This window comes from Acinetobacter sp. S4397-1 (genome assembly GCF_024129285.1).
Classification (GTDB): Bacteria; Pseudomonadota; Gammaproteobacteria; order Pseudomonadales; family Moraxellaceae; genus Acinetobacter; species Acinetobacter lwoffii_C.
This window is the reverse complement of record NZ_JAMXXZ010000019.1, coordinates 15784-30452: the sequence shown is the minus strand read 5'-3', so window position 1 is coordinate 30452 and position 14669 is coordinate 15784. Positions and strand designations below refer to the sequence as shown.

Annotated in this window: 15 protein-coding genes; 9 read left to right on the top strand and 6 right to left on the bottom strand. The window is 42.7% G+C overall.

Annotated features, from left to right (window positions below; translation table 11 throughout):
• The first annotated feature begins 285 nt into the window (after nt 1-285).
• From NI467_RS10085 to NI467_RS10045, 9 genes are all read left to right on the top strand, one after another.
• Nucleotides 286-1167, top strand: a complete 882-nt coding sequence (locus NI467_RS10085) for a LysR family transcriptional regulator (RefSeq protein WP_253152720.1) — start codon at nt 286-288, stop codon at nt 1165-1167.
• Nucleotides 1168-1391: 224 nt separating this feature from the next.
• Nucleotides 1392-2096, top strand: a complete 705-nt coding sequence (locus NI467_RS10080) for a CoA transferase subunit A (protein ID WP_174659655.1) — start codon at nt 1392-1394, stop codon at nt 2094-2096.
• Between the two features lie 3 nt (nt 2097-2099).
• A complete protein-coding gene (locus NI467_RS10075; protein ID WP_174659654.1) occupies nt 2100-2750 on the top strand; it encodes a 3-oxoacid CoA-transferase subunit B in 651 nt (216 codons plus the stop codon).
• 691 nt (nt 2751-3441) lie between these two features.
• Nucleotides 3442-4500 carry a porin gene (locus NI467_RS10070; RefSeq protein ID WP_253152718.1) on the top strand — a complete coding sequence of 353 codons (1059 nt, stop codon included), beginning with the start codon at nt 3442-3444 and terminating at the stop codon, nt 4498-4500.
• 488 nt (nt 4501-4988) lie between these two features.
• Complete coding sequence (gene cydP, locus NI467_RS10065) at nt 4989-5180, top strand: cytochrome oxidase putative small subunit CydP (protein ID WP_151203213.1); 192 nt, start codon at nt 4989-4991, stop codon at nt 5178-5180.
• Nucleotides 5180-6766, top strand: coding sequence for a cytochrome ubiquinol oxidase subunit I (locus NI467_RS10060; RefSeq protein WP_174660568.1), 1587 nt, complete (start codon nt 5180-5182; stop codon nt 6764-6766). The genes cydP and NI467_RS10060 overlap by 1 nt, the downstream gene beginning before the upstream one ends.
• Complete coding sequence (gene cydB / locus NI467_RS10055) at nt 6763-7908, top strand: cytochrome d ubiquinol oxidase subunit II (RefSeq protein WP_253152716.1); 1146 nt, start codon at nt 6763-6765, stop codon at nt 7906-7908. Before NI467_RS10060 ends, cydB begins: the two co-directional genes overlap by 4 nt.
• A gap of 25 nt (nt 7909-7933) precedes the next feature.
• Nucleotides 7934-8035 carry a cytochrome bd-I oxidase subunit CydX gene (gene cydX / locus NI467_RS10050; RefSeq protein WP_002120988.1) on the top strand — a complete coding sequence of 34 codons (102 nt, stop codon included), beginning with the start codon at nt 7934-7936 and terminating at the stop codon, nt 8033-8035.
• A gap of 3 nt (nt 8036-8038) precedes the next feature.
• On the top strand, nt 8039-8338 hold the full coding sequence (locus tag NI467_RS10045; RefSeq protein WP_253152714.1) for a cyd operon YbgE family protein: 300 nt from the start codon (nt 8039-8041) through the stop codon (nt 8336-8338).
• Nucleotides 8339-8441: 103 nt separating this feature from the next.
• Here the strand turns inward: NI467_RS10045 and rodA are convergent, their stop codons facing one another.
• The 6 genes from rodA to NI467_RS10015 all read right to left on the bottom strand — a co-directional run bounded on the left by rodA (nt 8442) and on the right by NI467_RS10015 (nt 14661).
• Nucleotides 8442-9581: a rod shape-determining protein RodA gene (rodA, locus tag NI467_RS10040; RefSeq protein WP_253152712.1), complete on the bottom strand. Its 1140-nt coding sequence runs from the start codon at nt 9579-9581 to the stop codon at nt 8442-8444.
• A 117-nt stretch (nt 9582-9698) separates the two neighbouring features.
• Complete coding sequence (ispD, locus tag NI467_RS10035) at nt 9699-10409, bottom strand: 2-C-methyl-D-erythritol 4-phosphate cytidylyltransferase (RefSeq protein WP_253152710.1); 711 nt, start codon at nt 10407-10409, stop codon at nt 9699-9701.
• Complete coding sequence (locus NI467_RS10030) at nt 10381-10764, bottom strand: septum formation initiator family protein (protein ID WP_151203219.1); 384 nt, start codon at nt 10762-10764, stop codon at nt 10381-10383. The genes ispD and NI467_RS10030 overlap by 29 nt, the downstream gene beginning before the upstream one ends.
• Nucleotides 10765-10781: 17 nt before the next feature.
• Nucleotides 10782-12071 carry a phosphopyruvate hydratase gene (gene eno / locus NI467_RS10025; protein WP_151203220.1) on the bottom strand — a complete coding sequence of 430 codons (1290 nt, stop codon included), beginning with the start codon at nt 12069-12071 and terminating at the stop codon, nt 10782-10784.
• A gap of 60 nt (nt 12072-12131) precedes the next feature.
• A complete protein-coding gene (kdsA, locus tag NI467_RS10020; RefSeq protein WP_151203221.1) occupies nt 12132-12989 on the bottom strand; it encodes a 3-deoxy-8-phosphooctulonate synthase in 858 nt (285 codons plus the stop codon).
• A 31-nt stretch (nt 12990-13020) separates the two neighbouring features.
• Nucleotides 13021-14661 carry a CTP synthase gene (locus NI467_RS10015; RefSeq protein WP_151203222.1) on the bottom strand — a complete coding sequence of 547 codons (1641 nt, stop codon included), beginning with the start codon at nt 14659-14661 and terminating at the stop codon, nt 13021-13023.
• Between the last annotated feature and the right edge of the window lie 8 nt (nt 14662-14669).

The following is a 14669-nucleotide window of genomic DNA, read 5'->3' as shown; positions in this document are numbered from 1 at the left end:
CTGCTGATAATTATTCAGTGTCAACAATTCCTTTAGCAAAGCTACAACACTCGCGCAAATGAGCACTTTACATATCACGACACCGAGTTGTCATTTTGCGACAGCAGGCTTTTAAAGTTGAGTTGGTCCGTTGAAATACAATAAATACCCAGAATTTCCTTATTAAAATTAAACGCTTTATCAGTATAATCATTTTGGTAAAAATACCTTTTAATAGCGCTCTCTCCACTTTTTCATTTCAATTTTTTTGTGTAATCGCACACTAAAAGATGATGAGGCTACGCAATGACCTTAAAACAATTAAAAGCATTTTTAGTCTTGGCGCGGACACTAAATTATGCCAGCGCAGCCGATGAACTTTGCCTGAGTCAATCCGCGCTCAGTATCAGCATCAAAACACTGGAAGAGGAGTTAGGCGGCAAGCTGTTCAGACGTAATACCCGCCGTGTTAATATCACCCCCGAAGGTCAATCCCTAATTCCTTATGCCAAAAAGCTGTTAGCCAATTGGGAAGATATGGAAAAAGACCTGAAACAGCGCTTCCAATTAAAGCGCGGAACATTAAATATCGCTTCCATGCCCTATGCAACGCATGCAGTTTTGCCGGAACTTCTGCATCATTTTTCCAGGTTACATCCCAATATCAACTTTTCGATTCATGATGTTCCGAATGAAAAAATTATTGAAAAAATTCAAGATGGTATATTTGAAATTGGGATTTGCTTCAAGCCTGAAACATGCGGACAGATGAGCTTTCATCCCCTCTTTCATGAGGATTTTTTAGCCGTCTTGCCCAAAGACCACGCTTTAGCACATCAGTCCTGTGTCAGCTGGAAAGAGCTGCTGTCTTTTCCATTTATTGGCTTACAAAACCCCTCAATCGTGCGGCATATTATAGAAAAAAAGTGTATCGAAAATAATCTGCAGCTGAATTTAAAACTCGAATGCCATCAGGTGAGCTCCTTGGCTCATTTTGTTGCTTATGGTTTAGGGGTGAGCGCCATTCCACGCCAATTTGGCAAGTTTATTGATACAGAGCACAGCACTTTAGTTGAAATTTCTGATGTCAATATTCAATTAGAATTGGGTATTTTGTATAAAAAAGATCTCGAACTTTCAAATATTTCTGCCCAATTTATCGAAATCGTCATGGCACATCAATTTTAGATTTTTATTTACAAATAACTTAATTCCTAAACATCATCTTTTAAAATTATAAATTTTTTTGACATCCGTCGCCTCGTCTAAACCCACTTTTTGATTTTTGGGCAGTTCATTTTGACTGCTCGCCATTATTTAATTTTTTTCATTACACATTCAAAATAATCAATTTCTCAAACGGGCAGCCAAATGCTAGTAATACATCTATCTAGGAAAAAAGGATTCATCGGATGAATAAAGTTTTTGCCAATGCACAGCATGCATTAGCGGATATTATTAAAAACAATCAGAGCATCGCTGTAGGCGGTTTTGGTGTATGCGGTATTCCTGAAATGCTGATTGATGCCTTAAAAGATACAGGCGCTACAGGACTCACCTGTATTTCAAATAATGCAGGTACAGATGGCATTGGTTTAGGCAAGCTATTGCTCAGCAAGCAGATTAAAAAAATGATTTCATCCTATGTCGGTGAAAACAAAGAGTTTGAACGTCAATTTCTCAATGGTGAGCTTGAGGTTGAACTGACACCACAAGGCACTTTAGCCGAAAAGCTACGTTCTGGCGGAGCCGGCATTCCCGCTTTTTATACTCAAACCGGGGTCGGAACCCTGATTGCTGAAGGCAAAGAAGTCCGTAACTTTAATGGCAAGGATTATATTTTAGAGCCAACCATCACCACAGATATTGCCCTCGTCAAAGCCTATAAGGCAGATAAAGCAGGAAATTTAGTTTTCCGTAAAACAGCCAGAAATTTTAATCCTGAATGCGCGATGGCAGGCAAAATCACCATTGCAGAAGTGGAACAGCTTATCGAAATTGGTGAACTTGATCCTGACGAGATTCATCTGCCGGGGATTTATGTCAATCGAATTGTCTTAAATCCGGCCCCGGAAAAGCACATAGAACAAATGACCCTGAAAGCAGCGGAGGCTTAAACCATGGCTTGGACACGCAATGAAATGGCGCAGCGCGCTGCACTGGAACTTGAAGATGGTTTTTATGTCAATTTAGGGATTGGCCTGCCAACCCTTGTAGCCAACTACATCCCTCAAAATATGAATGTATGGCTACAATCGGAAAATGGCCTGTTGGGTATTGGCGAGTTTCCGACTGAAGAAACGCTAGATGCCGATTTAATTAATGCCGGAAAACAGACAGTCACAGCACGCTCTGGTGCTTCTTTCTTTTCCAGCTCAGAATCTTTTGCAATGATTCGTGGCGGTCATGTTAATATTGCAATTTTAGGGGCAATGGAAGTTTCTGAAAGCGGTGATTTAGCTAACTGGATGATTCCCGGCAAGAAAGTTAAGGGCATGGGCGGCGCAATGGATCTGGTTGCCGGCGTGCAAAAAATTGTTGTCTTGATGGAACATACCGCAAAAGATGGCAGCCCTAAAATTTTAAAACACTGCTCTCTTCCGCTAACAGGCAAAGCGGTAGTCAACCGAATTATTTCAGATTTAGGGGTGCTGGATATTACAGCAGATGGAATTAAATTAATTGAGCTGGCAAAAGATGTTTCCCTGGAACAGATAAAGGCTGCGACCGGAGTAACCCTCATTACAAATCACCTGAATGTGTCTGGATAGCACGCTAATTTTTCTCATCAAGCAGCTGCGGTCGACTTATTGTTTTCTGTTCACACAGGAGTTCATGAGCAATTTGAAGCTCTGCCTTTTGCACATAAAGATAATAAAAAGTTGATCATGGCTGCCAGTATTGAAATAGCACCGTTCTGAATCTGCAGGCAAAGAATGGCAACTTTCTTACTTTTTTCCATTTGTATTGATCATTCGATTAATGCTCAGGTTTGAATGCTTTAACCACCTTCCCCTTTTTAAAAGTTACAGCCGATCAGACACTATGTAAGCTTCTTGTTCTAAAATAAATGCCTAGCCGAATAAAAACCGTTATTAAAGACAGTTTCTCAATAATCGAGGATGTATCTTTCAATGAAATTCTATAGTTCAAACTAATGTATCTCATAACCAGGTTTTTTGTTTCTTTTGACGACTTTTAATAAAAACCCCTGTCTCATCCAAAAAACCTGCTTATAAACAATTCATTTTTAATAGATTAAAATAAACAAAGAGACTGTTTTTCCAAGATATGTCAATAAAAATAAGTGGCTGATTGGCTTTCATATTTCTGCAATATTTCCTTAATCATACTGACTTATTTGTAATGAATACTTAGCACCAATACAGGACGGTAGCAAAAATTAACAAAGCTACTACAACCACCTTGTTAAGACACCAAAAAGTCTTATTGGAGCTATATATGAAAAAAACACTTTGCGCATTAGCAATTGGGGCAACTATTTTTACTCCTATCATGGCAGCCGCTGCTGATGTTAAGGTGTATGGCCGTGCACATGTTTCTTTAGACTATCTAGATGACGGCAAAGATTATAATGAAGTGGGGCTCTCTTCTAACTCTTCTCGCTTAGGCTTTAAAGCTGAACAAAAACTAGAAAATGGCATGACTGTTTTCGGTCAAATTGAACAGGAAATCAACTTCGCCAGCGGTGCAGCTAACGACGATGTTGAATTTGCTACACGTGATACTTTTGTCGGTTTAAAAGGTGATTTTGGTCAGGTACGTGCAGGTCGTTTTGACAGTCCATTTAAAGTCGCTCGTGGTCCAGTTAACTTCTTTGGTGACATGGTTGGTGACATCCGTAACTTAACACGCGCTGGTGAACTTCGTTTCGATGAGCGTAATGCCAATACCATTGAATATAAATCCCCAAAACTTGGTGGTGGTTTCAATGTACTGGGCGCACTTTCCCTGCATGAAGCGAACAGCCCAGATACCGAAAAAGATGGCAAGAATAAAGACAAAGCTTATGATCTGGCTTTGACTTATAAAGAAGGTCCGGTAGATTTCGCTGCTGCTTATGAGCATTATGAAGAAGATGCTAGCAAAGGCGAACGTGATGGCTTCCGTGTAGCTGCTGCTTATAAAATTACACCTGAATTTAACTTGGGCGCACTTTATCAATACCTCACCCATGATCTAGAAGGTACCGCGGATAAATATGCAGATGCACAAGTACTGGGTGTAGCAGCAGACTATAAAATTGCGCCAAAAACTTCTGTACGCGGTCAAGTGTTCCACCGTGATGTAGATGCTGATGATGCAAATGCCACTTTATTAGCATTGGGTGTTGAACACCGCCTGGACAAAACGGTACGTGTTTACGCTAATCTGGCAACAGTACTAAATGATGATAACTCAAGTCTGACGCCTTGGTCTCAAGCTCGCACCAATAACATTCGCGGTGTAAAAGGTAAAGATGCAACTGGCTTATCTTTGGGCTTCCGTTACGATTTCTAAGTCCTTCTATAAAGTTATTCAAAAAACACGCTTAGGCGTGTTTTTTTATTTATGAACATGCGCTTTAAAGCTCTCATCACTCAAGACTGCACCCGACTGATGCCAATAGCGCAATAAAAGGTTTTTTATCAGCTAAACCAATGAATATACTGAAAATTCATAAAATTCTGGCAAAATTGCATATTATTTTATAAATACAAAACCAAGCATTTTAATCTGCTTTAATTCATTATTTAAGAAACTCTAAACCAAGCAAAATAATATACTTTAAAAAAATAAATATAAGCATTTTAGTCGGGTTTAAAAAACAGCTTAAATTACACAAAATAATCAAAAAAATTTAGAATAACATGCAATCTACTATTTTTATATTACATTAAAAAACAATATCTTGTAAAATATATATTTATTAAAACTGTTTAGACTATTTATTTTTCACTTACAATGTATTAATAATATACCTTAAGTTTTATAACGGGCTTGTGCGCATGAGCTTAGTTCCTAAAAATCTCAACCAGAAAACAGTAAGAGAGCTTTCTTTTATTTTAATTATCAAAATTATTTTATTAATGATAATTAAAAACATCTGGTTTGATGCACCTACTATTCCCAAAGATTTTGACAATCAAGTCGCCGAGCGTATTGCCGGCAATCCTTCCCAAATCAAGGAGACACGTTGATGATATCTGAAAGCGTGGTCGATCTTTCGCGGTTCCAGTTCGCTATGACCGCGATGTATCACTTTATTTTTGTTCCACTTACCTTAGGCTTGGCTTTTCTTCTTGCCATCATGGAAACCACATATGTGATTTCTGGCAAAGAAATCTATAAGGACATGACTAAATTTTGGGGAAAACTGTTTGGTATTAACTTTGCCCTAGGGGTAACCACCGGTCTGACAATGGAGTTCCAGTTCGGGACCAACTGGGCTTACTATTCGCACTATGTAGGTGATATTTTTGGTGCTCCACTGGCCATTGAAGGACTAATGGCATTCTTCCTCGAATCAACCTTTATCGGTTTATTCTTCTTTGGCTGGGATCGACTTTCCAAAATCCAGCACTTATGCGTCACCTGGCTGGTTGCCTTAGGCTCGAATATGTCAGCCTTGTGGATTCTGGTGGCCAATGGATGGATGCAAAACCCGGTCGGTTCTACATTCAATTACGAAACCATGCGTATGGAGCTGATTGATTTTAGCGCACTGATTTTTAACCCGGTCGCTCAGGTTAAATTTGTCCATACTGTTTCCGCAGGTTATGTAACCGGTGCAATCTTTGTCCTCGCGATTTCAAGTTATTACATGCTAAAAAAACGCGACCTGCCATTTGCACGCCGTTCTTTTGCCATTGCAGCCATTTTCGGCCTGGCCTCTACGCTTTCAGTAATCTTACTGGGGGATGAATCGGGTTATGAACTGGGTGATGTGCAAAAAACTAAACTTGCAGCGATTGAAGCAGAATGGGATACCCACCCTGCGCCTGCCGCATTTACCCTGTTTGGTATTCCAAACAAAGAAACCATGACTACCGATTATGCGGTAAAAATCCCGTATGTCATGGGCCTGATTGCGACACGCTCAACCACTGAACAGGTGACCGGTATTAAAGACCTGCTGGTACAGCATGAAGAGCGTATCCGTAACGGTATGGTAGCTTATTCACAGCTTGAAAAATTACGTGCGGGTGACCAGTCTCCAGAATTAAAAGCTGCATTTGCCGAGTCTCAAAAAGACTTGGGCTATGGTCTGCTTCTGAAGAAATATACCCCGAATGTCGTAGATGCTTCTGATGAGCAAATCAAGGCTGCTGCCAAAGATACGATTCCACATGTACCAAGCCTGTTCTGGGCATTCCGTGCCATGGTCGGTTCTGGCTTCCTCATGCTGATTCTGTTTGCACTGGCCACGTTTGCTGTAGCAAAACGTAATGCTGAAAATAAACCTTGGTTATTAAAGTTCGCTTTATTTGCACTACCACTCCCATGGATTGCCGCCCAAACTGGCTGGTACGTGGCAGAAGTTGGTCGTCAGCCTTGGACGATTGGTGAAGTTCTCCCTACCCACCTGTCAACCTCCAGCTTAAGTACAGGCGATGTATGGGGTTCTATCCTAGCTCTGGCTGCGTTCTACACTGTACTGCTGATTATTGAAATGTACCTGATGATCAAATTCTCCCGTCTTGGTCCAAGTTCTTTGCATACAGGTAAATATCATTTCGAGAAACTTGAAGCAGCAAAAAAGTCAAATGAGGAGACTCAAGCATGATCGAATATGAATTACTGAAAATTATCTGGTGGGTTCTAGTCGGTGTGTTATTGATCGGCTTCGCCCTGACGGATGGTTTCGATATGGGTTCGATGGCGATCATGCCATTCGTGGGTAAAAACGATGATGAACGTCGTGCGGCCATTAATACGATTGCTCCGCACTGGGACGGTAACCAAGTCTGGTTCATCACCGCAGGTGGTGCACTATTTGCAGCTTGGCCAATGGTTTATGCCACTGCCTTCTCAGGCATGTACTGGGCGCTCCTTCTGGTGCTGTTTGCCCTGTTCCTGCGTCCTGTCGGTTTTGACTATCGCTCCAAACTAGAGAATACCAAATGGCGTACTTCTTGGGACTGGGGTCTGGCCATCGGCGGCGCAGTACCAGCATTGGTATTTGGTGTGGCTTTCGGCAACATGTTCCTAGGTGTACCATTCACCTTAGATGAAACTGTACGTTCAACCTACACTGGCAGTTTCTTTGCCCTGTTGAACCCATTTGCGCTGGTGTGTGGTCTGGTCAGCTTATCCATGCTATGTGCCCATGGGGGTGCCTGGTTAATGCTACGTACCGATGGCGATTTGCGTACTCGCTCTGCCAAAGCCACTCAAATTATGGGGGTCGTATTCTTAATATGCTTCCTGGGTGCAGGTGCGTGGTTATACTTCGGCGACATTCAGGGCTATACACTGGTTGAACCATTTGATACCAACGGTGTTGCTAACCCCCTTGCCAAAGAAGTTCTTACCAATGCCAACCCTGGCTGGATGAACAACTACTCAACTTATCCAATCACCATGGCTGCTCCAATTTCCGGCATTCTGGGTGGTCTGATCATCGTACTTGCAGCAGGTAAAAATAAAGCAGGTTTAAGCTTCCTCGGCTCAAGTCTGGCCGTAATAGGTGCGATCTTGACTGCCGGTTTTGCCTTATTCCCGTTCCTGATGCCTTCAAGCATTAATCCGATGGTCAGCCTGACCATGTGGGATGCTGTTTCCAGTCAAAATACCTTAACTGTCATGACTGTGGCAGCCTGTATCTTCGTTCCATTGATCCTGCTTTACACCACCTGGTGTTATTACAAGATGTGGGGCGTGGTAACCAGCAAACATATTCAAGAGAATTCACACAGCCTGTACTAAGGCTGTGTCTTAAGGAGACGAAATTATGTGGTACTTTGCATGGATTCTCGGTATTTTGATGGCATGTTTCGCTGGTGTACTCAGTGCACTGTATATCGAACATCATCAAGATCTGGATGAGGAATAAAACATGACTCAAACTGCGATAGAAAATCAGGTAGACAAGAAACCGAACAAGTTTGCGATGATGATTTCCTGCCTATTGGCCTTTCCTCTCGCAGCGGTCCTACTGGTGCATCCTGCAGCAATGCTGGATGCCAATGGTGAATATAGCCACAGTGTCATGATGTACATCATGATTGGCATTTCAGGCGGCTTTGTTCATGGTGTGGGTTTTATGCCCCGCCACTGGTTCTGGAAATGGCTATTTAGCCCGTTTCTGGCCTGGCCTTTAATGATCTGGGGTTATTACACCTGGTTCCTGAGTTAAATGTTTAACTGCAAAAACAAAGCCCTCAATTGAGGGCTTTTCTCTTTTTAGAGTTCTATATCATCCTATGCGCTTAAAGCTGCTTGCTGTCTAATTTTAACAGTTAACGATGGGTATGAATCGACATGACAATCCCCATTCCGGCCAGCAAAGAAATTACAGCGGTTCCGCCATAACTCATGAGCGGTAGAGGGTCACCCGTTACAGGTAAAATTCCGCTGACCATGCCCGAGTTTAAAAACACAAAAAAGAAAAAAGTCAGTCCTGTTGCGCCCGCATAAAGCCGGCCGAAATTATGAAAACTTTGCAGACCGATCATCAAACAGCGAATAATAATAGCGCTAAAGAGACTAAATAGTAAAAACACCCCAATAAAACCAAATTCCTCGGCATAAGTCGACATGATGAAATCGGTATGATGTTCCGGCAGATAACCCAAGTGTGACTGTGTACCTTCTGAATAACCCTTGCCGGTCACCCCTCCAGACCCGATGGCAATTTTGGACTGGATAATATTCCAGCCTGCGCCCAGTGCATCAGATTCTGGATCAAACAAAGTCAGCACACGTTTCTTTTGATATTCCTGTAAAAAGAACATCCACAGTAATGGCGCTACAACCGCCAATGCAGCGAATGCCGCAAAAATCAAGCGCCAGGATATCCCACTTAAAAACAGCACAAAAATGCCCGGAATAATCAGACCGATGTTTAAATCCGGCTGCAATGCCACCAGCACAAACGGAATCATCAGCAAAATCAAGGCACCGATGATATGCACCAGTTTCGGTGGGAACGGCCGCAAAGAGAAATACCAGGCCATCATCAAAGGCATGGCAAATTTCATCAGCTCACTGGGCTGCATACTGCCGACACCAGGTAAGCTAATCCAACGTGTCGCCCCTAAACGTTTTTCACCAATCACCAAGACCAGCAATAGCATAAAAATCCCAAAGACATAAAAATAGGGACTGGCCGCCTGATAGACTTTTGGAGGAATCTGCGCACAAATAAAGAGCAGCACAAAACCGATCCCAAAACTGATCGCCTGACGTACCACCATTCCTGAATCTTGGGCGGTCGCGCTATACACCACCATCAAACCCAAAATGGCATTTAAGACCAGAAAGCTCAGCAACCAGGGATCAAGATGCAGTTTTGCCCATCGAGAGGAATTGTGCTTATTTATGCTGCGTCCATCGCGTAAAGCATGACGCAAAAACCGATACTGCTGGGAAGGTATCATTGGCCTAAAAACAGAAAATAAAGGATGGCAAAATTATAAGTTAAAGCAGCCCAGAATAAAGCCTCATAACCGGAATTATTCAGCTTTTCTGAGAATATATTTTAATGCCAGAGTATTTTAGCTTTGTGCCGCCAAAATCAGTTTAGCCAGCTCCAGATCATCTGGATAGGTAATTTTGAGATTATCTGAGCGCCCTTGCACCACACATACTGGCTCACCTACATGCTCCAGCGCACTGGCTTCATCTGTAATAGTAGCACCATCTTTCAAAGTCTGCTGAATGGCTCGCTTTAAGCTGCCCAGTCTAGCCATTTGCGGGGTCTGTGCCTGCCACAGCATCAAACGGTCAACGGTATGTTCAATCGCCTGATCTTTGGCCACACGTTTTAGAGTATCTCTTACTGGAATGGCCAGAATGGCCGCCTGATCTTTTTCTATAGCGGTATGAACCAGCATTTCCAAAGACCCCAGGCTGACACATGGACGTGCTGCATCATGCACCAAGACCCAATCATGCTCAGAGGCAATAGCAGATAAATAATCCAGTGCATTAAGCACCGAATGCACCCGCTCGGCACCACCCAGACAAAAGTGGGCTCTGTCCCGATGGGCCAGTGGTAACGTTTTGGCCACATGATCATTGGCGCCAATCGCCAGTACATAGCCAGCCAATGGTAAATGGTTCAGACGCGCGACCGTATGCTCAAGCACCGTCTGCCCGTGAATCATTTGATATTGTTTCAGTTCTGTTTTGGAAAAACGGCTACCTGAACCTGCAGCTGGAAGAATAACCCACAATTTATGGTGTGACTGTATCAGCTGACTCATTGGTTTTAAGGTCTACCTTAGTATTTGGATGTAAATAAATCGGTTGATATTGAGTACTGATCGTACTCATTTGTATAAATGTTTCATGCGGCTTGATCAAACCCAAATCTAGTCGTGCATGTTCCTCGATGGCTTCAATACCATTCTTCAAATCATACACTTCTGCTGCAAGAACACGATTACGTTCTTTCAGGTCTTCATTCAATTCCATTTGTTGCTGGATTTTTTGAGTAAGCTGCTGGTGATCTTTATAACCACCCTCACCAAACCAGTATAAATACTGAAACCCTGCGATCAAAATGATCGCAAGGCCCAATAATATTTTACTCATCGTAGAGTCGAATACATTTAACATAAATAGCATTCAATCGCTTAGTTCAAACCTTTGAACTCAGCTTTACCGCGGTATGCAGCATTTGTCAATTCTTCAATACGAAGCAATTGGTTATACTTCGCTACACGGTCAGAACGGCAAAGTGAACCGGTCTTGATTTGACCTGCTGCTGTACCCACCGCAAGATCCGCAATGGTTGAGTCTTCAGTTTCACCTGAACGGTGTGAAATTACCGTTGTGTAACCATTTTCTTTTGCAAGATAGATCGCATCTAGAGTCTCAGTCAAGGTACCAATCTGGTTATATTTAATCAGAATTGAGTTACCGACTTTTTCATTGATACCACGTTGCAAGATTTTAGGGTTGGTCACAAACAAGTCATCACCGACCAACTGAATTTTGTCACCCAGAATAGAAGTCAGGTAAGACCAGCCTTCCCAGTCCGATTCATCCAGACCATCTTCAATTGAGATGATTGGGTATTGGTTGACAAGACCTGCTAAATAGTCAGAGAATTGATTGCTGGTAAATGCTTTATTGCCTTCACCTGCAAGAATGTACTGACCATTTTTGTAGAATTCTGAAGATGCACAGTCTAGCGCAAGCATAATGTCAGAACCTGCTTTATAGCCAGTTTGACCAATTGCTTCAAGAATCACAGTGATTGCTTCTTCGTTAGAACGTAAGTTCGGCGCAAAACCACCCTCATCACCTACAGCAGTGTTTAAACCTTTTTTGTTTAATACTGATTTGAGGGAATGGAAGATTTCAGCACCTGCACGTAATGCTTCAGAGAATGAAGTGAAGCCTACAGGCTCAATCATAAACTCTTGAATATCAACGTTATTATCCGCATGAGAACCACCATTGATAATGTTCATCATTGGTACAGGCATGGTTAAAGTGGTTTGACCACGTAAATCTGCGATATATTGGAAAAGAGGAATTTTCTTTTCATCGGCAGCAGCACGCGCAGCAGCAAGAGAAACGGCAAGTGTCGCGTTAGCACCTAATTTTTCTTTGTTTTCAGTACCATCAAGCGCAATCATCGTGTTATCGATATCTTTTTGCTCGAATACTGATTTACCAACCAAAGCATCACGGATTACGGTGTTGACATTATTAACCGCAGTTTTAACACCTTTGCCCAAATAACGTGCTTTGTCGCCATCACGAAGTTCTAAAGCTTCACGAGAACCAGTTGAAGCACCAGAAGGTGCACATGCACGGCCAACTACGCCAGATGCTAAGATTACGTCTGCTTCGATGGTTGGATTACCACGAGAGTCCAAAATTTCACGTGCACGGATGTCAACGATTTGACTCATGAACAATTCCTCAGTTGATTAATAACGAGATGCTTTAGATGGCATCAATAAGTCTATAATTTAATGTGTATCTAGTTTTTGGAAGCCTTTGACCAAGGTATCCAGTTCTTTCAGCTGCGCCAGGAACGGCTCAAGTTGAGACATACGCAATGCACACGGACCATCACACTTGGCTTTTTCCGGATCTGGATGTGCTTCCAGGAATAAGCCCGCCAAGCCAGTGGCCATACCCGCACGCGCCAAGGTACTAATTTGAGCACGACGGCCACCAGCAGAGTCTGCACGACCACCCGGAGTTTGCAACGCATGAGTGACATCGAAGAATACCGGAACATTCATTTCCTTCATGATGTCAAAGCCCAGCATATCTACAACCAGGTTGTTATAGCCAAATGCTGAACCACGCTCACACAGAATCAGCTTGTCATTCCCGGCCTCCAGACACTTATGCAGAATATGACGCATTTCATGAGGTGCCAGGAATTGTGCTTTTTTTATATTAATAATGGCATCTGTTTTTGCCATCGCTTCAACCAGATCGGTCTGACGACTTAAGAATGCAGGCAACTGGATAATGTCAGCAACTTCCGCCACTGGCTCAGCCTGATACGGCTCATGTACGTCGGTAATAATGGGCACATTGAAATGTTTTTTAATGTCCGCTAACCACTCGATACCTTTTTCCAGACCTGGACCACGAAACGAGTTCAGGCTAGAACGGTTGGCTTTGTCAAAGCTGGCTTTAAATACGTAAGGAATATCCAGACGTTTACAGATATCGACATAAGTCTCTGCAATTTCAAAAGCCAAATCTTTTGACTCAAGTACGTTCATTCCGCCGAATAGTACAAATGGCAAATGGTTTGCCATTTGTATATCGCCTAAACGTACAATTTCTTGTGGTTTTAATGATGACATTTAAACTTCCTAGTGCCCTGTCCTGCAATTATTATTGGCTTTTTTGGTGCTGTTTTTTCGCAGCATCAATAAAGCTAGCAAATAATGGGTGACCATCACGTGGTGAACTTGTAAATTCCGGGTGGAATTGTACTGCAATAAACCAAGGATGTGCAGGAATTTCAACAGTTTCCACCAAGCGCTGTATCGGAGAATAACCTGAAACCTTCAGGCCTTTTTCTTCAAGCACCGGGATATAACGGTTATTCATTTCATAACGGTGACGATGACGTTCGATAATTTCTTCCGAACCATACACTTCACATGTCTTTGTGCCTGCAACCAGTTCAGACTTTTGAGCACCAAGTCGCATCGTACCACCCAGATCAGAATCGGCATTACGCTGCTGAACTTCACCGCGCTCATCCAACCATTCAGTGATCAAGCCAATCAATGGAGATTTAGTCGAGCGGTTAAATTCCGTAGACGTGGCATCTTTAATACCCGCAACATTCCGCGCGTATTCAATCACAGCCAGTTGCATACCCAAACAAATACCCAAGAATGGAATGCCATTTTCACGTGCGAACTGAATCGCTTGCATTTTCCCTTCTGTACCGCGCTCACCAAAACCACCTGGAACCAGAACTGCATCTGTATCTTTCAATACGACATTGACGTCCTGACTTTCCAGTTCTTCAGCATTGACATAGTCAATCTGGACTTTTACGCGATTTTGAATGCCAGCATGTAACAGTGCTTCGTTCACAGACTTATAAGCATCTGGAAGTTCAACATATTTACCAACCATCGCAACACGGACAACGTATTCAGGATTCAGTAAAGTTTCTACCACATTGTCCCAGTCAGTGAGATCTGCCTCTGGAAGATCGGTGTAGCCAAAACGTTCACAGATCAAATCATCAACGTCTTGTTCATAAAAAGTACGCGGAATTTCATAAATCGTACGGGCGTCTTTACACACCACAACTGCACGTGCTTCCACATTGGTGAACAAGGCGATTTTGCGTTTGGTATCTGCATCGACATCATGTTCTGTACGGCAAATCAGGATATCCGGCTGAATACCGATGGACAGAAGTTCTTTAACTGAGTGCTGGGTTGGTTTAGTTTTTAGTTCAGCTGCAGACTTAATGTATGGGAGTAACGTTAAGTGCATCAGCATCGTACGCTTGTGACCAAGTTCAACCATTAACTGACGTACGGATTCCATGAATGGGAGAGATTCAATGTCACCGACTGTACCGCCGATCTCTACGATCGCAACATCATAACCCTCGCCTGCGCGAAGGACACGTTCTTTAATATTGTCAGTAATGTGTGGAATAACTTGTACTGTACCGCCCAAGTAATCACCACGGCGTTCTTTATTCAGAACATCCTGGTAAACACGGCCTGAGGTGAAGTTATTCAGTTTGGTCATTTTCGCACGACGCAAGAAACGTTCGTAGTAACCCAAGTCTAAATCTGTTTCAGCACCATCTTCTGTAACAAAAACCTCACCATGCTGGAATGGGCTCATTGTCCCTGGATCGACATTAATGTATGGATCCATTTTTACCATGGTCACTTTTAAACCACGAGCTTCTAAAAGTGCAGCAACAGAAGCAGCTGAAATACCTTTACCTAGTGATGATACAACACCACCAGTCACGAAAATAAAATGGGTCATTGGGTTTC